At 62.0% G+C, this 19,595-nt stretch carries 17 protein-coding genes; 12 read left to right on the forward strand and 5 right to left on the reverse strand.

Annotated features, from left to right (window positions below; genetic code table 11):
* The first annotated feature begins 11 nt into the window (after positions 1-11).
* The 10 genes from nuoG (at position 12) to EYW45_RS09010 (ending at position 10,977) form a co-directional block, all read left to right on the forward strand.
* Entirely contained in the window at positions 12-2,339 is a 2,328-nt protein-coding gene (gene nuoG, locus EYW45_RS08965) for an NADH-quinone oxidoreductase subunit NuoG (RefSeq protein ID WP_161135016.1), read from the forward strand.
* A complete protein-coding gene (nuoH, locus tag EYW45_RS08970) occupies positions 2,339-3,412 on the forward strand; it encodes an NADH-quinone oxidoreductase subunit NuoH (RefSeq protein ID WP_161135017.1) in 1,074 nt (357 codons plus the stop codon). Before nuoG ends, nuoH begins: the two co-directional genes overlap by 1 nt.
* A 12-nt stretch (positions 3,413-3,424) precedes the next feature.
* Positions 3,425-3,913 (forward strand): NADH-quinone oxidoreductase subunit NuoI, encoded by a 489-nt coding sequence (gene nuoI / locus EYW45_RS08975; RefSeq protein ID WP_161135018.1) that lies wholly within the window; start codon positions 3,425-3,427, stop codon positions 3,911-3,913.
* A 19-nt stretch (positions 3,914-3,932) separates the two neighbouring features.
* On the forward strand, positions 3,933-4,589 hold the full coding sequence (locus tag EYW45_RS08980; protein WP_161135019.1) for an NADH-quinone oxidoreductase subunit J: 657 nt from the start codon (positions 3,933-3,935) through the stop codon (positions 4,587-4,589).
* Positions 4,586-4,894: an NADH-quinone oxidoreductase subunit NuoK gene (gene nuoK / locus EYW45_RS08985; RefSeq protein WP_161135020.1), complete on the forward strand. Its 309-nt coding sequence runs from the start codon at positions 4,586-4,588 to the stop codon at positions 4,892-4,894. The genes EYW45_RS08980 and nuoK overlap by 4 nt, the downstream gene beginning before the upstream one ends.
* Positions 4,895-4,911: 17 nt before the next feature.
* The gene (nuoL, locus tag EYW45_RS08990; RefSeq protein ID WP_161135021.1) at positions 4,912-7,029 is read left to right on the forward strand and encodes an NADH-quinone oxidoreductase subunit L; all 2,118 of its coding nucleotides are present in this window, start codon (positions 4,912-4,914) and stop codon (positions 7,027-7,029) included.
* Positions 7,026-8,528, forward strand: a complete 1,503-nt coding sequence (locus EYW45_RS08995) for an NADH-quinone oxidoreductase subunit M (protein WP_161135022.1) — start codon at positions 7,026-7,028, stop codon at positions 8,526-8,528. Before nuoL ends, EYW45_RS08995 begins: the two co-directional genes overlap by 4 nt.
* 9 nt (positions 8,529-8,537) lie before the next feature.
* Positions 8,538-10,022 carry an NADH-quinone oxidoreductase subunit NuoN gene (gene nuoN / locus EYW45_RS09000; protein WP_161135023.1) on the forward strand — a complete coding sequence of 495 codons (1,485 nt, stop codon included), beginning with the start codon at positions 8,538-8,540 and terminating at the stop codon, positions 10,020-10,022.
* On the forward strand, positions 10,019-10,351 hold the full coding sequence (locus tag EYW45_RS09005) for a DUF2818 family protein (protein ID WP_161135024.1): 333 nt from the start codon (positions 10,019-10,021) through the stop codon (positions 10,349-10,351). Before nuoN ends, EYW45_RS09005 begins: the two co-directional genes overlap by 4 nt.
* A 179-nt stretch (positions 10,352-10,530) precedes the next feature.
* The gene (locus EYW45_RS09010; protein ID WP_161135025.1) at positions 10,531-10,977 is read left to right on the forward strand and encodes a GNAT family N-acetyltransferase; all 447 of its coding nucleotides are present in this window, start codon (positions 10,531-10,533) and stop codon (positions 10,975-10,977) included.
* A gap of 60 nt (positions 10,978-11,037) precedes the next feature.
* Here EYW45_RS09010 and serB read toward each other — a convergent pair whose 3' ends face one another.
* Positions 11,038-11,892: a phosphoserine phosphatase SerB gene (gene serB / locus EYW45_RS09015; protein WP_161135026.1), complete on the reverse strand. Its 855-nt coding sequence runs from the start codon at positions 11,890-11,892 to the stop codon at positions 11,038-11,040.
* A 183-nt stretch (positions 11,893-12,075) separates the two neighbouring features.
* Positions 12,076-15,540: a transcription-repair coupling factor gene (gene mfd, locus EYW45_RS09020; RefSeq protein WP_161135027.1), complete on the reverse strand. Its 3,465-nt coding sequence runs from the start codon at positions 15,538-15,540 to the stop codon at positions 12,076-12,078.
* Between the two features lie 29 nt (positions 15,541-15,569).
* Here mfd and EYW45_RS09025 point away from each other — a divergent pair, with 29 nt between their 5' ends.
* Positions 15,570-16,349: an IspD/TarI family cytidylyltransferase gene (locus EYW45_RS09025; protein WP_161135028.1), complete on the forward strand. Its 780-nt coding sequence runs from the start codon at positions 15,570-15,572 to the stop codon at positions 16,347-16,349.
* Complete coding sequence (gene ispF / locus EYW45_RS09030) at positions 16,346-16,831, forward strand: 2-C-methyl-D-erythritol 2,4-cyclodiphosphate synthase (RefSeq protein ID WP_161135029.1); 486 nt, start codon at positions 16,346-16,348, stop codon at positions 16,829-16,831. The genes EYW45_RS09025 and ispF overlap by 4 nt, the downstream gene beginning before the upstream one ends.
* Before the next feature lie 150 nt (positions 16,832-16,981).
* On the opposite strand, the gene EYW45_RS09035 is transcribed toward ispF, so the two are convergent.
* The 3 genes from EYW45_RS09035 to EYW45_RS09045 all read right to left on the reverse strand — a co-directional run bounded on the left by EYW45_RS09035 (position 16,982) and on the right by EYW45_RS09045 (position 19,575).
* The gene (locus EYW45_RS09035; RefSeq protein ID WP_161135030.1) at positions 16,982-17,500 is read right to left on the reverse strand and encodes a carboxymuconolactone decarboxylase family protein; all 519 of its coding nucleotides are present in this window, start codon (positions 17,498-17,500) and stop codon (positions 16,982-16,984) included.
* 77 nt (positions 17,501-17,577) lie between these two features.
* Positions 17,578-18,126, reverse strand: coding sequence for a peroxiredoxin (locus EYW45_RS09040; RefSeq protein ID WP_161135031.1), 549 nt, complete (start codon positions 18,124-18,126; stop codon positions 17,578-17,580).
* Between the two features lie 81 nt (positions 18,127-18,207).
* Entirely contained in the window at positions 18,208-19,575 is a 1,368-nt protein-coding gene (locus tag EYW45_RS09045; protein ID WP_456238877.1) for an ATP-binding protein, read from the reverse strand.
* Positions 19,576-19,595 lie beyond the last annotated feature (20 nt).

Here is a 19,595-nt window from a genome sequence, read left to right on the forward strand (position 1 = left end):
CAGGAATAGCAATGGTTGAACTTACCATCGACGGTAATGCGGTCGAAGTGCCCGAAGGCAGCATGGTGATGCATGCGGCTCAAAAGATTGGGCTGTACGTACCGCATTTCTGCTACCACAAGAAACTTTCCATCGCGGCGAACTGCCGGATGTGCCTGGTCGAGGTCGAGAAAGCGCCCAAGGCGCTGCCCGCGTGCGCTACGCCCGCGACGAACGGCATGATCGTGCACACCTGCTCGGAGCGCGCCCGCGCTGCCCAGAAGTCGGTGATGGAATTTCTGCTGATCAATCACCCGCTCGATTGCCCGATCTGCGATCAGGGCGGCGAGTGCCAGTTGCAGGATCTGGCCGTCGGTTACGGCAGCTCGGCGTCGCGCTATCGTGAAGAGAAGCGCGTGGTGTTCCACAAGGATCTGGGCCCGCTGGTGTCGGCCGAGGAAATGACGCGTTGCATCCACTGCACCCGTTGCGTACGCTTCGGCCAGGAAATCGCCGGCGTCATGGAGCTGGGCATGCTGGGCCGCGGCGAACACGCCGAAATCACGGCCTTCGTGGGCCGTGCGATCGAGTCCGAGTTGTCGGGCAACATGATCGACCTCTGTCCCGTGGGCGCACTGACCTCCAAGCCGTTCCGCTACAGCGCCCGCACGTGGGAACTGGCGCGCCGCCGCTCGGTGAGCCCGCACGACAGCCTGGGTGCCAATCTGGTGATTCAGGTCAAGGACGACCGCGTGATGCGCGTGGTGCCGTTCGAAGACGAAGCCGTCAACGAATGCTGGATCAGCGATCGCGACCGCTTCTCGTACGAAGGCTTGAACAGCGACGATCGCTTGTCGGTACCGATGATCCGCAATGCTTCCGGCCAGTGGGCGGAAGCGTCGTGGTCCGATGCCCTGCAAGCCGTGGCTCAGGGATTGACCCGCGTACGCGACAGCTTCGGCGCTGGACAGATCGGCGCCTTGGCGACCGAGTACGCCACGGTTGAAGAATTTGCGTTGCTGGCCCGCCTGACGCGCGCCCTGGGGTCGGAAAACATCGACTTCCGCCTGCGTCAGACCGATGCGGCATTCGATGCCGCATTGACCGGCACGCCGTGGTTGGGCATGCCGATCGCCGAACTGGACAACCTCGATCGCGTGATCGTGATCGGTTCGTTCCTGCGCAAGGATCATCCGCTGATGACGCAACGTCTGCGTCAAGCCGCCAAGCGCGGCACGCAGATCCTGCTGATCGACGCGGCTGCCGACGATCCGCTGCTGCCGGTGGCCGGCCGTATCACGGTGGCCCCGTCGGCGTTGCCGCAGGCCGTGGCGCAAGTGGCCGTTGCCCTGGCGCAAGCCCGCGGCACGCAAGCGCCCCAGGCCTTCGCTTCGGTTGAAGCGGGCGAAGCCGCCAAGGTGATTGCCGCCAGCCTGAACAGCGGTGAAAACGTCGCTGTGCTGTTGGGCAACCTGGCGGTCACTTCCGACAACGCCGCGGTGTTGGCCGCCAACGCGCAAGCATTGGCCGAACTGGCAGGCGCCAAGTTCGGTTTCCTGACCTCCGGCGGCAACACCGTCGGCGGGTACCTGGCTGGCGCGACGCCGGGGCAGGGCGGCAAGACGGCGGCAGCAATGCTGGCCGAGCCGCTCAAAGCTTACGTGGTCGTGCATGCCGAGCCGCTGCTGGATGCCGATAACGGCACCCAAGCCGTGCAGGCCTTGAAGGATGCGCAATTCGCTGTCGCGCTCACGGCTTACAAATCGGCTGCTGCCGAGTGGGCCGACGTCATGCTGCCGATCGCGCCGTTCACCGAAACCTCGGGCACCTTCGTCAACGCCGAAGGCCGCGCCCAAAGTTTCAAGGGCACGGTCGCGCCCCTCGGCCAGAGCCGTCCGGGCTGGAAAGTCCTGCGCGTGCTGGGCAACGTGATGCAGATTCCGGGTTTCGACGACGAAACCTCCGAGTCGGTGCGCGATGCGGTCTTGTCGGGTGGCGTGGAAACGCGTCTGTCCAACAAGATCGGTGGCGCGATCGGTGTGCCGTCCGCCGTGTCCGGTCTTGAGCGTGTGGCCGATGTGCCGATCTATCGCTCGGACGCCATGGTGCGTCGTGCCGAGGCGCTGCAGTCGGCACCGGCCTCGCGGGCACCGACCGCGCGCATGAACGGCCGCACGTTGGCCGATCTGGGATTGACGGCCGGTATCGCGGTGCGCGTGCGCTCCGCATCGGGTGCCGTCGAGCTTGAAACGGTTCAGGATGATACGGTCGCCGATCGCGCGGTTCGTGTCGCGGCAGGGTTCGAACAGACCGCCGCCTTGGGTGGAACGACGGGTCAGTTGACCGTGGAGCGTGTCTGATGGAATGGCTTAACGTATTGGAAAGCCACGGTACGGCCCTGTTGGGACCCACGCTGTGGCTGGTGGTGTGGACGATCGTCAAAATCGTCGTCATCGCCGTCCCCATCATCCTGTGCGTGGCGTACCTCACGTACTGGGAGCGCAAGATGATCGGCGCCATGCACGTGCGTCTCGGGCCCACCCGGGTCGGTTTCCGTGGCTTGCTGCAACCGTTCGCCGACGTGTTCAAGCTGCTCACGAAAGAAGTCGTGGTGCCCACCGAAGCCAGCAAAGTGCTGTTCGTGCTGGCCCCGGTGGTCACCCTGATGCCTGCCCTGGCAGCCTGGGCCGTCATTCCTTTCGGTCCGGAAATCGTGTTGTCCAATATCAACGCGGGCTTGCTTTACGTGATGGCGATCACCTCCCTGGGGGTGTATGGCGTGATCGTGGCCGGCTGGGCGTCGAACTCCAAGTACGCGTTCCTCGGCGCCTTGCGCGCTTCGGCGCAAATGGTGTCGTACGAACTGGCCATCGGTTTCGTGCTGGTGACGGTGCTGCTGGTGTCCGGCAGCCTGAACATGAGTGAGATCGTGCTGGGCCAGACGCGCGGATGGTTTGCCGATCACGGCCTGACCTTCCTGTCGTGGAACTGGCTGCCGCTGTTGCCGTTGTTCGTGATCTACGTGATTTCGGCCGTGGCCGAAACCAACCGCCATCCGTTCGACGTGGTCGAAGGCGAATCCGAAATCGTGGCGGGCCACATGGTCGAGTACTCGGGGATGGCGTTCGCGCTCTTCTTCCTGGGTGAGTACGCCAACATGATTTTGTTGTCGTGCCTGGCCTCGATCATGTTCCTGGGCGGCTGGACGTCGCCCGTCGACATCGTGCCGTTTACGTGGATTCCCGGCTGGATCTGGTTGGGACTCAAAACTTTCTGCGTCGTATCGCTTTTCGTGTGGTTCCGGGCATCGTTCCCGCGCTACCGGTACGACCAGATCATGCGTCTGGGATGGAAGATCTTCATCCCTCTGACGGGTGTGTGGCTGCTCCTGGTTGCGATTTGGATGCAGACGCCCTGGAACATTTGGCGCTAGACGAGGCTGGAAATGGAAGCGATCAAGGATTTCTTCGGCAGTTTTATGCTGACCGAACTGCTCAAGGGCATGCGCCTGACGGGCAAGTACTTCTTCAAGCGCAAAGTCACGCTGCGCTACCCGCACGAGAAGACGCCCACGTCGGCGCGTTTCCGCGGGTTGCACGCGCTGCGCCGTTACCCCAATGGCGAAGAGCGTTGCATTGCCTGCAAGCTTTGCGAAGCCGTCTGTCCGGCGGTGGCCATCACGATCGAGTCGGAAGTTCGCGAAGACGGCTCGCGCCGCACCTCGCGCTACGACATCGACCTGACCAAGTGCATCTTCTGCGGCTTCTGTGAAGAAAGCTGCCCGGTGGATTCGATCGTCGAAACGCACATTCACGAGTATCACGGTGAAAAGCGCGGCGATCTGTACTTCACCAAAGACATGCTGCTTGCCGTCGGCGACCGCTACGAGCCCGAGATTGCTCGCCGCCGCGCCGAAGACGCGCCTTATCGTTGATCGCCGGGACCGACGCACAATGACTTTCTCAACGTTTCTGTTTTACCTGCTGTCGGTAGTGATGGTGATTGCGGCCTTCCGCGTCATCACTGCCCGCAGCCCGGTAACCGCTGTACTGCACCTGATCCTGGTGTTCTTCAATGCCGCCATGCTGTGGATGCTGCTGGGTGCGGAGTTTCTCGCGCTCTTGCTGGTCGTCGTCTACGTCGGCGCGGTGATGGTGCTGTTCCTGTTCGTCGTGATGATGCTCGATGTCCGGATGTCGGACCTGCGCAAGGGATTGCGCACGTACCTGCCGCTGGGTTTGGTGATCGGCTTGATCCTCGTGGGTGAAATGTCGTTCGTGCTGGGCACGACCTGGCACGATATCGGACCCCAAGTCGAACGGGCGGCCGACTACAACAACGCGCTCGAACTGGGCACCGCGATGTACACGCAGTACGTGTTCGCCGTCGAAGTGGGCGCCGTGCTGCTGCTGGTGGGCATGATCGCCGCGATCGCGCTCACGCTGCGCCGCCGCCGCGATGTGAAATACAACGACGCCTCGGCCGCCGTGCGCGTCAAGGCCCGCGACCGCTTCCGCATGGTCACCATGCCGACGATCAAGCGTGCGCGTGCCGGCGACCCGGCACCCGAAGGTACGGATCCTGCCGCCACCCCCGGAGACAAAGCATGACGATCACGCTGGCTCATTACCTGATTCTGGGCGCCATCCTCTTTGCGATCGGTGTCTTCGGCATCTTCCTGAACCGTCGCAACCTGATTGTGTTGCTCATGGCGATCGAGCTGATGCTCCTCGCCGTCAACATGAACTTCGTCGCCTTCTCCAGCTGGTTCGGCGATACCGCAGGCCAGGTGTTCGTGTTCTTCATCCTTACCGTGGCGGCCGCCGAGGCGGCCATCGGTCTGGCCATTCTGGTGCTGTTGTTCCGTAACCTGAACACGATCAACGTCGACGATCTCGATCGCCTCAAGGGCTGACGGGGACTTGGAAGAAAATGTCTAGCTCACCCAACCTCTATCTGCTCATCGCACTGGCCCCATTGGTCGGTGCGATCCTGGCCGGCTTGTTCGGCACAGGCTTCCTGGGCCGTCCGATCGGCCGCCGGGCCTCACACATGATCACCATCCTCGGGGTGTTGATCTCCGCGGTGGGTTCGGTGTTCGTACTGCTCGACGTGCTCGATGGCAACACCTTCGATGGCAACGTCTACACGTGGAGCCTGATCGGCAAGACGGCGTTGCACATCGGTTTCCTGATCGATCCGCTCTCGGCCATGATGATGGTCGTGGTGACTTCGGTGTCGCTGATGGTGCACATCTACACCATCGGCTACATGGCCGACGATCCCGGCTATCAGCGCTTCTTCTCGTATATCTCGCTCTTCACGTTCTCGATGTTGATGCTGGTCATGTCCAACAACATGCTCCAGTTGTTCTTCGGCTGGGAAGCGGTGGGTCTGGTCTCCTATCTGCTGATCGGTTTCTGGTACACCCGACCCACGGCCATCAAGGCCAACATGAAGGCGTTCCTGATCAACCGCGTGGGCGACTTCGGTTTCGTGCTCGGTATCGGTCTGTTGTTCGCCTATGTGGGGTCGATGAACTACGGCGATCTGTTCGAGCAGGCCGACAATCTGGCCACGATGTCGTTCCCCGGCACCGACTGGATGCTGCTCACGGTCGCGTGTATCTCGCTCTTCATCGGCGCCATGGGTAAATCGGCGCAGGTGCCGCTGCACGCCTGGCTGCCCGATTCGATGGAAGGTCCCACCCCGATCTCGGCGCTGATTCACGCGGCGACGATGGTCACGGCCGGTATCTTCATGGTGGCGCGTTTCTCGCCGCTCTTCGAGCATTCCGATACCGCGCTGTCGTTCATCATCGTGATCGGCGCCATCGGGGCATTGTTCCTGGGTATCCTCGGCATCATTCAAACCGACATCAAGCGTGTGGTGGCTTACTCCACACTCTCGCAGCTCGGCTACATGACGGTGGCGCTCGGCGCTTCGGCCTACTCGGTCGCCATCTTCCACCTGATGACGCACGCGTTCTTCAAGGCACTGCTGTTCCTGGGTGCAGGCTCGGTCATCATCGGCATGCACCACGATCAGGACATCCGCAACATGGGTGGTCTGCGCAAGTACATGCCGATCACCTGGATCACGTTCCTGCTGGGTACGCTGGCCTTGGTAGGTACGCCGTTCTTCTCGGGTTTCTACTCGAAGGAAAACATCATCGAAGCCGCGCATGCGGCCAACGTGTGGGGTGCGTCCTTCGCCTACTACGCCACGTTGATCGGTGTGTTCGTGACCTCGCTGTACTCCTTCCGCGTGTACTTCTTGGTGTTCCACGGCAAGCCGCGTTTCGACACCACGGGTGCGCATGGTCATGACGATCATGCCGCACACGGAACCGTTGCTGCGGCAGCGGTGGCCCATGCCGACGCTCATGGCCATGACGCGCATGCGCACGATGCTCACGGCCACGACGACCACGGTCATGACGATCATGGCCATGGCCATGGCCATGGTGGTGTGCCGCACGAGTCGCCCTGGGTGGTGACACTGCCGCTGATCCTGCTGGCGATCCCGTCGGTATTGGTGGGCGCGTGGGTGATCGATCCGATGCTCTTCGGCGGTTTCTTCGACGGCGTGATCTCGGTTCTGCCGCAGCATCCGGCCATGCATGAGCTGGGCGAGGAGTTCCACGGCTGGGTGGCCTACGGCCTGCACGCGTTCCAGACCCTGCCGTTCTGGCTGGTGGTCGCCGGTGCCGTTGTGGCCTGGTACTGCTACCTGATCAACCCCGCCGTGCCGGCTGCGATCAAGCATCGCCTACGCTTTGTGAACATGGTCCTCGAGAACAAATACTTCGTGGACTGGGTCAACGAGCAAGTGATTGCGCGCGGTTCGCGTGTGCTGGGCCGTGGCCTGTGGCAAACCGGTGATCGCGGGCTGATCGATGGCCTCGTGGTCAACGGCAGTGCGCGATTGGTCGGCTGGGTAGCGGCGGCAAGCCGGCACCTGCAGTCGGGCTACATCTATCACTATGCCTTCGCAATGATCATCGGGATCATGGCGCTGGTGACTTTCTTTGTGCTGATTCCCCAATGATGGCAGGCGAGATGGCATCCAATTCTTTTCCCTGGCTCACGCTCGCGATCTTTGTGCCGATCGTGTTCGGGCTGTTGGTGCTGGCGGTGGGTCGTGACGACCGCCCCGGCTTTACCCGCGGGCTGTCCTTAGTAGGCGCGATCGTCAGCTTCCTGGTGACGATTCCGATCTATACCGGCTTCGACAAAACCACCGCTGCAATGCAGTTCGTTGAGCGCGCAAACTGGATCGAGTCGTTCAATGTCATGTACCACCTGGGCGTGGACGGCATTTCGCTCTGGTTCGTGCTGCTCACCGCCTTCATCACGATCATCGTCGTGGTGGCCGGCTGGGAGATCATCACCAAGCGCATCGCGCAGTACATGGCGGCGTTCCTCATCCTCTCGGGGTTGATGGTCGGCGTGTTCGTCGCGCTCGACGGCATGCTGTTCTACGTGTTCTTCGAAGCCACACTTATCCCGATGTACATCATTGTGGGTGTATGGGGCGGCGCCAATCGCGTTTACGCGTCGATCAAGTTCTTCCTCTACACCCTGATGGGTTCGCTGCTCACGCTGGTGGCCTTCATCTACCTGTGGAATGTATCGGGCGGCTCGTTCGACATCCTCACCTGGCATCAGCTCAAGCTCGGCTACACGCCGCAGATCCTGCTGTTCGTGGCCTTGCTGGCGGCGTTCGCGGTGAAGGTGCCGATGTGGCCGGTACACACGTGGTTGCCCGACGCGCACGTCGAAGCCCCCACGGGCGGCTCCATCGTGCTGGCGGCCATCATGCTGAAGCTGGGCGCCTACGGTTTCCTGCGCTTCTCGCTGCCCATCCTGCCCGATGCCTCGCATAGCCTGGCCGGCATGATGATCGCGCTGTCGCTGATCGCCGTGATCTATATCGGTCTGGTCGCGATCGTGCAGGAAGACATGAAGAAATTGGTAGCCTATTCGTCGGTCGCCCACATGGGCTTCGTGACGCTGGGTTTCTTCGTGTTCAATACGGCGGGCGTCGAAGGCGCCATCGTGCAGATGATTTCGCACGGTTTCGTTTCTGGTGCGATGTTCATGTGTATCGGTGTGCTTTACGACCGCATGCACACCCGCAACATCGCCGACTACGGCGGTGTGGTCAACGTGATGCCCCGTTTCGTCACCTTCTTCGTGCTGTTCTCGATGGCCAACAGCGGCTTGCCCGCCACCAGCGGTTTCGTGGGTGAGTTCATGGTCATCATGGGCGCCGTCGAATACAACTTCTGGATCGGTTTGCTCGCGGCGACCGCGCTGATCTTCGGCGCAGCCTATTCGCTGTGGATGGTCAAGCGCGTGGCCTTCGGCGATATCGCCAACGACCATGTTCGCCAACTCACCGACATCAACCGCCGCGAGTTCCTGATTCTCGGCGTGATGGCGATTGCCGTGTTGTTCATGGGGATCTATCCCAAGCCTTTCACCGACGTCATGCACGTCTCGGTGGAAGCCCTGTTGCAACACGTCGCCATCTCGAAACTGTAAGACCGGATCATGATGCCCATTCAAATCGATTTCGCGCTGGCGACACCGGAAATCCTGCTGCTCATTTTCGGCGCAGCGATTCTGCTGTTCGATGCCATCAACAAGCATCCCGAGCGCAAGCCTACGTTCATCCTGTCGCTCCTGGCGCTGGCTGTGATTTCCGTCGTCACCATCGTGCAGTGGCAGCAAGGCGTTGCCGGCCGCACGTTCAATGGCCTGTTCGTGGTCGACAGCATGGCGCACCTGCTCAAGCTGGCGTCCTACATCGCTGTTGCCGTCACGCTGGTCTACGGCCGCCTGTATGCGCGTGACCGCGAGATGCTCGGGGGCGGCGAGTACTACGTGCTGGCCTTGTTTGCCCTGCTTGGCCAGATGGTCATGATCTCGGCGGGCAATCTGATCACGGTCTACCTCGGTCTCGAATTGATGTCGCTGGCCCTGTATGCCTTGATCGCGCTGCGTCGCGACGACGCCGTCGCCACCGAAGCCGCGATGAAGTATTTCGTGCTGGGCGCATTGGCGTCGGGCTTCCTGCTGTACGGCATGTCGATGATCTACGGTGCGACCGGGCATCTCGATATCGCCGTGATTTCGGAAGTCATCGGCGCCGGCCGTGCGCAGAACATGCCGTTGGTCTTCGGTATCGTGTTCCTGGTGGCAGGCCTGGCGTTCAAGTTGGGCGCAGTGCCGTTCCATATGTGGGTGCCGGACGTCTATCAAGGCTCGCCTACGGCTGCCACGCTGATCCTGGGCGGTGCGCCCAAGCTCGCGGCATTCGCCATCACGTTGCGGTTGCTGGTGGAAGGTCTGTTCGACCTCGCCACCGACTGGCAGCCGATGTTGTTGATCATGGCCGTGCTGTCGCTGGCGATCGGTAACCTCACCGCCATCGTGCAAACGAACTTCAAGCGCCTCTTGGCCTACTCGAGCATCTCGCACATGGGCTTCGTGCTCTTGGCGCTGGGTTCGGGCTACGTGGACGGCCGTCCCAACCTGGCGGTCAACGCCTACGGCGGCGCGTTGTTCTACATGCTCACCTACGTGCTCACCACCTTGGGTTCGTTCGGTTTGATCCTGCTTTTGGCGCGTCAAGGCTTTGAAGCCGAGAACATCGCCGACCTGAAGGGTTTGAACCAACGCAGCCCGTGGCATGCCGCTATCGTGTTGATGTTGATGGTGTCGCTGGCCGGCTTGCCGCCGATGGTGGGTTTCTACGCCAAACTGGCCGTGCTGCAGTCGGTGGTCAGCGCCGGCCACACCTGGATTGCCGTGATTGCCGTGGTGTTCTCGCTGATCGGCGCGTTCTACTACCTGCGTGTGGTCAAGGCGGTGTACTTCGACGAACCGTCGGGCGATGCCATGCCGGTGCATGCCGGCATCGGCCAGCGCAGCCTGCTGTCGGTGAACGGTGCACTGATTCTGGTGCTTGGCATTTTGCCGGGCGGCCTGATGGCACTCTGCATCAAGACGATGGGTACCTCGCTGGGTCTATGAACCAGACGATTGCCGCCTGGCTCTTGATCGCGTTGGCGCTGATTACCGCCAATCTGCCCTTCGTCACCGAACGCGTTTTTGGCGCGGTGCCGTGGAAGCAGGGCGGAGCGCCTGCGGTCAAGCCGCTGTGGATGCGGCTGATCGAGGTCGTGGTGTTTTACGCGATCGTGGGCACCTTGGGCTTTGCCGCCGAATCGGCACTCGGCAACCGATTCACGCAAACGTGGGAGTTCTACGCGATCACGTTTTGTTTGTTTCTGGTGCTGGGATATCCGGGTTTCGTTTACCGGTATCTGTTCCGCCATCATGGCGGGCGGCAAGACGTATAGGATTTTTTATCTTGGCGAACAAGACGAAGCGGCCCTGACTGGGCCGTTTTTCTTTTGACGAGGACGATTCGCGGTTGCCGTCGGCCGAAGGTTCTCGGCATTGCCCTTCAGGCCGAGCGCGGCCGGTCCGCTTGCTGCCCCGCCGCTGCGTCTCATTGGCCTTCTGGATTGGAGCCCCTATGCAAATTTGTCTCGAGCGCCCGGATCAACCCGACATACTCGCCCTGATCGATGCGCTGGATGCGTACCAGAAGCCGCTGTATCCGGCGGCGAGCCATCATGGGGTGGATATCGCAGTACTTGCGCAGCCGCATGTGCTCTTTGCGGTGGCACGCAACGCTGCAGGCGTCGCCGCAGGGTGCGGCGCCATTGTGATCGAAGCCGGATATGGCGAGATCAAGCGTATGTATGTGGCACCCGAAGGGCGGGGTATAGGCACTGCGGCCAAGATATTGGCGTTTCTCAAGGCGCGGGCGATCGAGCGCGGATGTACGCGTTTCGCATTGGAAACCGGTATTTATCAGCCTGAGGCGATCGCGCTGTACGAGAAATACGGATATCGGCGCGTTGCCCCATTTGGCTCGTACTCGGCAGATCCGATGAGCGTGTTCATGCGCAAAGGCTGACGCCCGGACGCATCACCGCAACGGTGACCACCGCGGCGGCGAAAACCCAATACGCCTACGTCAATGCTCGAACCAATTGAGCACGGCATCCAACCCGCATACATTGATGGCATACGGCGTTTGCTCGCGCACGATGGGCTTGGCGCGATACGCCACGGCGTAACCGGCGGCCCCCAGCATCTTCAGGTCGTTTGCACCGTCACCGATGGCGATGATCTGCTCGGCCGTGGCACCGTGCTCGGCGGCAAAGGCGTTCAGATAGTCGAGTTTTGCCTGCGCATCGAGGATCCGGCCTTGCACTTGGCCGGTGTACTTGCCATCGATGACTTCGAGATCGTTGGCGTACGCGGCGTCGAGCTTCAAGCGCGCTTGCAGGCGCGATGTGAAGAACGTGAAGCCCCCTGACACCAGCAGCACCTTGATGCCGGCCGCCTGGGCCGTCGAGACCAATTCTTCGGCACCGGGGTTCAACCGCAGACGCTGCGCGTACACGGTGTCCAAGCCCTCGGCCGATGCGCCGGTGAGCAATGCCACGCGGCGGCGCAGGCTCTCGGAAAAGTCCTTGATCTCGCCACGCATGGCGGCTTCGGTGATCTCGGAGACACGATGCTTGACGCCTGCGAGGTCAGCGAGTTCATCGATGCACTCGATGTTGATCAACGTGGAGTCCATGTCCATGGCGAGGATCTTGCAGTCGGCAAGCGCGCGGCCGGCCGGCACGAATGCAATGTCGACACCGACTTGCTCGCTCCACTGACGCAGCGCATGGCGTGTGTCGGCGTCATCATTGACCGCACGCAAGCGTGCAGCAGTGGCACTCATGCGTTGCACGCCATTGGCTTGCGCCATGGCGGCGGCCTGTTCAACATGGTCGGCGCCCAACGCGGGCGATTGAATGACGAGATGGACGGTCATGAGTGAGAAAAATCCTTGATCTGAAATCGGTGTGGGAGACGCACTGGCGATCGGCACGGCGCGCTTTTGCTCGAATATGCGCTCGGGCTTTTGCGCATCGTCGCTGGGTCACGCTGAGGTGCCCATGTCGGCATCGACCGCGCCATGGTCCTGTCTGGCCCGCGCATTGTCATGGCCCGGCCGTCATTTGAGCGCACGCAAGACGACGCGCACGGCATCCACGCGAGCTTGCACCTGCTGGCCTTTGATCTCCACACGCAGCTTGTCTTGCCCCGCGAGTTTGATGTCGCGCCGCTTCTGCACGAGTTCGATGATGCGCATCGGATCGATGGCCGGCTTGGGGCCAAACTGGAGCAAGGCCTGCGTTTCGCTGGCGTCGATCTTGACGATGCCCAGCGGCACGGCCTCCAGACGCAGGCGATGGGTGGCGATCAGCGTGCGCGCCGGATCCGGCAGCTTGCCGAAGCGGTCGATCAATTCTTCCTGGATGCCGATCAGCGCATCTTCGTCTTTCACGTGCGCCAGACGTTTATACACGCCCAGACGCGCATGAACGTCCGGGCAGTAGTCGGAGGGCAGCAGCGCGGGCGCGTGCAGGTTCACTTCGCATGCGGCATTGAACGGCGCATCCAGATCGGGCTCCTCGCCGGATTTGAGCGCACGTACCGCCTCGTTGAGCATCTCGTTGTACATCGAGAAGCCGATCTCCTGGATATTGCCGGATTGCGAGTCGCCCAGCACTTCGCCGGTGCCGCGAATTTCGAGATCGTGCATGGCCAGGAAGAAGCCAGAGCCCAGCTCTTCCATCGCCTGGATCGCTTCGAGGCGCTTCTTGGCGTTGCTGGTAATGGCGTCTTCGCCCGGCGTCATCAAATAGGCATATGCCTGATGATGCGAGCGCCCCACACGGCCCCGCAACTGATGCAACTGCGCCAGACCGAAGCGGTCGGCACGGTGAATCACGATGGTGTTGGCGCTGGGAACGTCGATGCCGGTTTCGATAATCGTCGTGCACAGGAGCACGTTGAAGCGCTGCTGATAGAAGCCTTTCATCACCTGCTCGAGTTCGCGCTCGGGCATCTGGCCGTGGGCCACGGCTATCCGCGCCTCCGGCACCAGTTCCTCGAGCCGCGCCCGGCGGTTGTGAATGGTGTCGACCTCGTTGTGCAGGAAATAAACCTGCCCGCCACGCTTGAGTTCGCGCAGCAGCGCTTCGCGGATCGTGCTGCCGTCTTCACGGCGCACAAAGGTCTTGATGGCCAGCCGCTTCTGCGGGGCCGTGGCGATGACGGAAAAGTCGCGGATGCCTTCGAGCGACATGCCGAGCGTGCGCGGAATTGGCGTGGCGGTGAGGGTCAGCACGTCGACTTCGGCGCGCAGCGCCTTCAAGCCTTCTTTCTGACGCACGCCGAAACGATGTTCCTCGTCGATGATGACCAATCCCAGACGTTTGAAATTCACGTCCTTCGACAGAATCTTGTGCGTGCCGATCACAATGTCGATCGTGCCGTCGTTGATGCCGGCGATGGCCGCGGTGATTTCCTTGGCCGAGCGGAATCGCGACAGTTCGACCACCTTGACCGGCCAATCGGCGAAGCGATCGGAGAAGGTTGCGGCATGCTGCTCGGCCAGCAGCGTGGTGGGGCACAGGATGGCCACTTGCTTGCCGTTGGCGATCGCGAGAAACGCCGCGCGCAAAGCCACTTCGGTTTTGCCGAAACCGACGTCGCCGCAAACCAGGCGATCCATCGGACGGCCGGAGGTCATGTCGCCCAGCACGGCACCGATCGCAGCAGCCTGATCGGGCGTCTCTTCAAAGCCGAAGCCTTCGGCAAACGTCTCATAGTCACCGATGGGCAACTTGAACGAAAACCCCTGGCGGGCGGCACGGCGGGCATACAGCTCCAGCAATTCGGCGGCCGTGTCGCGCACCTGTTTGGCGGCCTTGCGGCGCGCCTTGTCCCACTGGCCCGAGCCCAGATGGTGCAGCGGTGCGGCATCGGGGTCGGCGCCACTGTAGCGCGCGATCACGTGCAGTTGCGCCACCGGCACATACAACGTGCTGTCGTTGGCGTACTTGAGATGCAGGAACTCGGTGACGCCTTCGCCCAGGTCCATATTGACCAGGCCGCAGTAGCGTGCAATCCCGTGCTGTGCATGGACGACGGGGTCGCCCTCGCGCAGTTCGGACAGGTCGCGCACCATCGCTTCGACGTTGCTGGCGCCTTCCTGCGCCCGACGGGCCCGGCGCGAGCTGCTCGCCTGCTCCGGATAAAGGTCGTTTTCGGTAATGAAGGCGACGTGCGCGTCAGTGAGCGCAAAGCCCAGGTTCAGGGGCGCGGCCACGAGCGCGAAGCGTGCGTCCAGCGACATGAACGCATCGATGTCGTCGTATTGGGCTTCGGGCGGCAGACCTTGATCAGTAAGCATCTGCACGAGCGTTTCGCGTCGCCCGGCGGAATCCGCGCACAGCAGCAACCGCTGGTCGCCGCGCGCCAGCACGGCGCGCAACTTCGCTACCTGATCTTCAGCCCGGCGCGCCACGCTCACGTCGGGCGGGGCAACGATGTCCTCACGCGGCTCGGCGGCGGTCATGGCCAGCCGGCGAAATGCTTTCAAATGTCCAAAGAGGCCCTCGGCATCGAGAAAGAGTTCGGGCGGCGGTAAGACCGGGCGCTCGCGGTCGGCCTTCAAAAACTGATAGCGGCTGATCGTGTCGTGCGAAAACCGCTGGATGGCATCGTCGATATCGCCATGCGTGACGGTGATGGTGCCGGCGTCGAGATAATCGAACAGCGTGGCGGTTTGTTCGAAGAACAGCGGCAGGTAGTACTCGACGCCGGCGAAAGCGATGCCGCTGCCGATATCCTTGTAGGGCAGGGCACGCGACGGATCGCCCTCGAACACCTCGCGAAAGCGCGCACGGAAATGATTGCGCGCGTCTTCGTCCATCGGGAATTCGCGGCCCGGCAAGAGTTGAACGTCGTTGACGGGATACAGGCTGCGCTGGGTATCCACATCGAATGCACGGATCGATTCGATTTCGTCGTCGAACAAGTCCAGCCGGTAGGGCAGCACCGAGCCCATCGGGAACAGATCGATCAACCCCCCGCGCAGGCAGAATTCGCCCGGCGCGGTGACCTGCGTGACGTGCGTATAGGTCGCCAGCGTCAGCTGCGCGCGCAAGGCCGCCTCATCGAGCTTGTCGCCCTTCTTGAAGGCGAAGGTGTAGGCGGCGAGGAAGGCGGGCGGCGGCAGCCGGTACAGGGCCGTCGTGACCGGCACGGTGAGCACATCCACGCCCTGCTGCATCAGCGCGTGCAACGTTTGCAGCCGCTCGGAAATCAGATCCTGATGCGGCGAAAAAGCGTCGTACGGGAGCGTTTCCCAATCGGGCAGCTGGCGCACGCGCAGCCCGGGCGCAAACAGATGGATTTCGTCGGCCAGACGCTGGGCTTCGAGCGGGTCGGCCGTCAGGATGACGATCGGCGCTCGCGCTTGCCGCGCCAGATCGGCGAGCAGCCAGGCATCGCCCGAACCGGGCGGTCTGGGCTGCGCATGACGGGTGCCGATTTTGAGGGCGGTAAGCGTCTTGGCGGTGACGGGAAGCGCGGTGATGGGCAAAACGAGAGATGAGGAGGCGGGCATGAGGATGTTGATTATAAAATCACCGGGCTATGTCTCAATCGATTATCTGCATTGTGCCCGCTGCGGGCGTTGGCGCCCGGGCGCAGCGCGCCCAGGGCGACGCATCTCCTAAGCAATATCGCGGCCTGGCCGGCCAGCCGATGCTCCGTCATGCGGTGCAGGCGCTGCTGGCCGATCCGCGCGTGAGCGAGGTTCGCGTGGCGGTGTCGCCCGATGACGGCTGGGCGGCCGACGCGTTGGCCGGCCTGGACCGCTGTGTGATCCGGCCTTGCGGGGGGCCCACCCGCGCCGCCACAGTATCTCGCGCCTTGGCTGACGCCGCGCTGGCCGACGAGGCGTGGGTGCTGGTGCATGATGCCGCGCGCCCCGGCTTGCCGGCCGATGCGCTGGCGCGTTTGATCGATGCCTGTGTGCACGATCCCGTGGGCGGCCTGCTGGCGATGCCGGTACCCGACACCGTGAAGCGGGCCGCAACTTCTGCCGTAGTGCAGGCGCCGATGAACGCGTGTCCGACACAAGTGGCGGCCGGCGAGAACATTGTCACGCGATCGCCGGCCGAGGTGTCCCCCCTGCGGGTGGCGTCGACGCTCGCGCGCGAAGGCCTCTGGCTCGCTCAGACCCCGCAGATGTTCCGGGCAGGTATGCTGCAGTCCGCATTGCATGCCGCGGATCGGGCAGGCGTGGTCGTGACCGACGAGGCATCGGCCATCGAGGCGGCGGGATACGCCCCGCAACTGGTGCTGGGATCGGCACGCAATTTCAAGGTCACGTGGCCGGACGATTTCGAATTAATGGAAAAATGGTTATGAGCGCAGCTTTTCGGGTGGGACAGGGGTTCGATGTGCACGCATTGGTTGATGGTCGGCCGTTGATCATCGGCGGCGTCACGATCCCGCATGCGCAGGGTCTGGCGGGCCATTCGGATGCGGATGTGCTGCTGCACGCCATTACCGATGCCGTGCTCGGGGCGGCCGGTTTGGGCGATATCGGCCGGCACTTTCCGGACACCGATCCCACCTACCTGGGCGCCGACAGCCGCGTGCTGCTGCGTGAAGCGATGCGGCGCGTGACCGAGCAGGGCTGGTCCGTCGTGAATGTGGACGCCACGGTGCATGCGCAGGCACCGAAGATCGGCCCCCATGCGAGTGCCATGGTCGCCAACATCGCCACCGATCTTGGCATTGCGCCGGATGCGGTCAACGTCAAGGCCAAAACCAACGAACACCTGGGCTTTCTGGGTCGCAAGGAAGGGATTGCCGCCACGGTTGTGGCATTGATCACACGCGCGTAAATCGCACGTCTTATCGCGTGGCGAATCGGAGATGAACAAAAGCACCCGCGCCGCAAACCGGCGCGAGTGCTTCGCAAACAAGATCGAACGGCACTGACGTGTCCGCTCTCGGCGTCTCGGTACCGAGACGCCGCTATGCACTTGTGAGGCTTACTTGCCCTGTGCTGCCAGCGCGAGTGCGGCGGCGTTCACAACCGCGGCAATCCGGCCGGCGTCGCGCAACTGTTCAACGGTCAAGCCTTCTTTCTTCAGCAGTTCGTAGTGCGACTGGATGCAGAAATGGCACTTGCCGATAACGGATGCGGCCAATGCGAACAGCTCGAAGCGCTTTTTCTCGACGCCGCCGTGGTTGGCATAGGCATTCATGCGCAATTGGGCCGGAAGGCTCTTCAACTGCGCGTCGCCCGTCATTTCCACGTACGGATACCAGGCGTTGTTCATGCCCATCAGTGCGGCGGCGGTCAGCGCGGCATTGGCATCGGTTTCCGACAGGGCGCTCTTGAACGTTTCGACCAATAGCGGGCTCTTGGCGGCGAATGCGGCGGCCAACGCGGTGCCCAGTGCGTCTTCGCTCGAAAGTGTGGAGCGGCTGACGACGGCGTCCAGGTTCAGACGGATATCTTTGGCCCAGTCGGGCAGTTGTTCTTTAATCGAATCGAGCAGTGCCATAGTTTTTTCCTATTGTTTTGTCCAATTAAAGCCCGGCGAACCGGGCTTCAAGTGCCCGGCAAGCCAGGCCTTTGAGATTACAGCGTGCCGCCGCCAACCGTGCGGTTGCAAGGGCACAGTTCGTCCGTTTGCAGACCATCCAGCAGACGCAGGACTTCTTCCGGGTTACGACCCACGTTCAGGTTGTTCACCGACACGTGCTGGATCGTGTTGTCCGGATCGACGATGAACGTCGCGCGCAGTGCAACGCCAGCGGCCTTGTCACGGATACCGAGTTGGTCGACGAGCGAACCGGTCGTGTCGCCGAACTGGTAGTGACCCAGCTTGCTGAGGTCGGGATGTTCACGACGCCATGCCAGCTTGACGAATTCGTTGTCGGTCGAGCCGCCGAGCAACACGGCATCGCGGTCTTCGAAATCCTTGGCCAACGAATTGAAGCCGACGATTTCGGTCGGGCACACGAACGTGAAGTCCTTCGGGTAGAAGTAAATGACCTTCCACTTGCCGGGGAACGAGCTTTCGGTGATGTCTTCGAACGCCGAAACGCCGTTTTCTTCGTGCTGGTTGAAGCCAGGCTTCACGCCGGAAACTTTGAAGGGTTCGAGCTTATCGCCTACGGTTTTCATTTGGACTCCTGGTGTTGGGTGAGTAAAGCGCAGTGCCAGGTGGGGTAAACCCATCCCTGACGCCATGGAGGTAATTCTACGCTATTGAAACTCGCTGTCTAATTGAAAATTCCTAACCTTGGCTTTGGGTAACTCTATCCGTGCCCGCAATCCGCCGCCCTCGCGTGGCAGCAATCGAAGCTGCCCGCCGACATGCTTGAGCAGGCGTTCGACGATTGCCAATCCGAGACCCGCACCGCTTACGCCGGTGCGAGCTGCCTCGCCGCGAGAGAACGGCCGCAGCAAGCGTTCCACATCCTGCGGCGCGATGCCGGGGCCGCGGTCCGCCACGTCGATGAAGAGCATGTTGCCCTCGTTCACCAAGGTCGTGGACAAACGCAAAACGCCATCTTCGGATCTGCCGTAGCGGCGTGCGTTCTCAATCAAGTTGGTGACGATACGCTTGAGATCAAGAGCCGTGATGCGCGCGCGCAAGGCCGGTTCGATGTCGCTGTCGAGCTCGTCGCCACGCATATCCGCCATGGCGCGCTCGCGCTCCAGCAGATCGTTCAAGACCGTCGATACGTCGGTGGCCAACTGCGGGAGCGTGCCGGCAGGCCGCGCATACTCCATCAACTGTCCAATACTGTGGTCGATCTGGCCGAGATCGTCATCGATCGCCTGGCGCGCTTCTTCCGACACCCCGCTCATCTCGATTTCAAGCCGCATGCGCGCCAACGGCGTGCGCAAATCATGCGAGATCCCCGCCAGCATCAGCTCGCGATCGGCTTCCGTCTGCCGTAAGTCGCGGGCCATGCGATTGAAGGATTTATTGAGATCGCGAATTTCGCGTGGCCCGTTTTCGGGCAACGGCGACGGGTTCTCGCCGCGCGACAGCACCTGGGCGGCGCGAGCGATCCGTGAGAGCGGGCGATTGACGAAGCCCACACTCACCGCCGCGCCCACGAGCGATAGGAGAAGGGCGGTTGCGCCCCAGCCCAGCCACTCGATGCCGCCGGTCAATCCTATCTGCTCGCGTTCGAAAACCAACCAGAACAAGTCGTCGTTGATGCTGAAACTGACCCAGAACCCCGGAACCTGGTTGACACCCCATGCAACCTGCGTTTCAGGGCCGAAGCGGAATCGGATGTTTTCAGCCACGCGTTGCCAATAGCGATCGTCTGGCAAGGGCTCGGCGAAGTCGGTGAGCTCGCGCGGATAGACCTGGATGCCTTCATTGGTCGCCAGGTCGAGCAGTAGCTTGCTCCGCTCTTCGCTTTGCGCGTAGACCAGCGCAGTGCGCGTGATATTGACAGCCGTGACGACCCGTTGCGCCATTTGGTTCGCGCGCGGGCCCAACTCCATACTGAAAAAAACCTGGAGCCAGGCGCCGAGGCTAACGAGCATCAGGGCGGCAAGGAGCAAAAACGTCCGGCCGAAAAGGCCGAGTTTGAGACGTGAAGTCAAGATGTCATCGCTTCAAGACAAGA

Source organism: Schauerella aestuarii, assembly GCF_009866805.1.
Taxonomy (GTDB): Bacteria; Pseudomonadota; Gammaproteobacteria; order Burkholderiales; family Burkholderiaceae_B; genus Schauerella; species Schauerella aestuarii.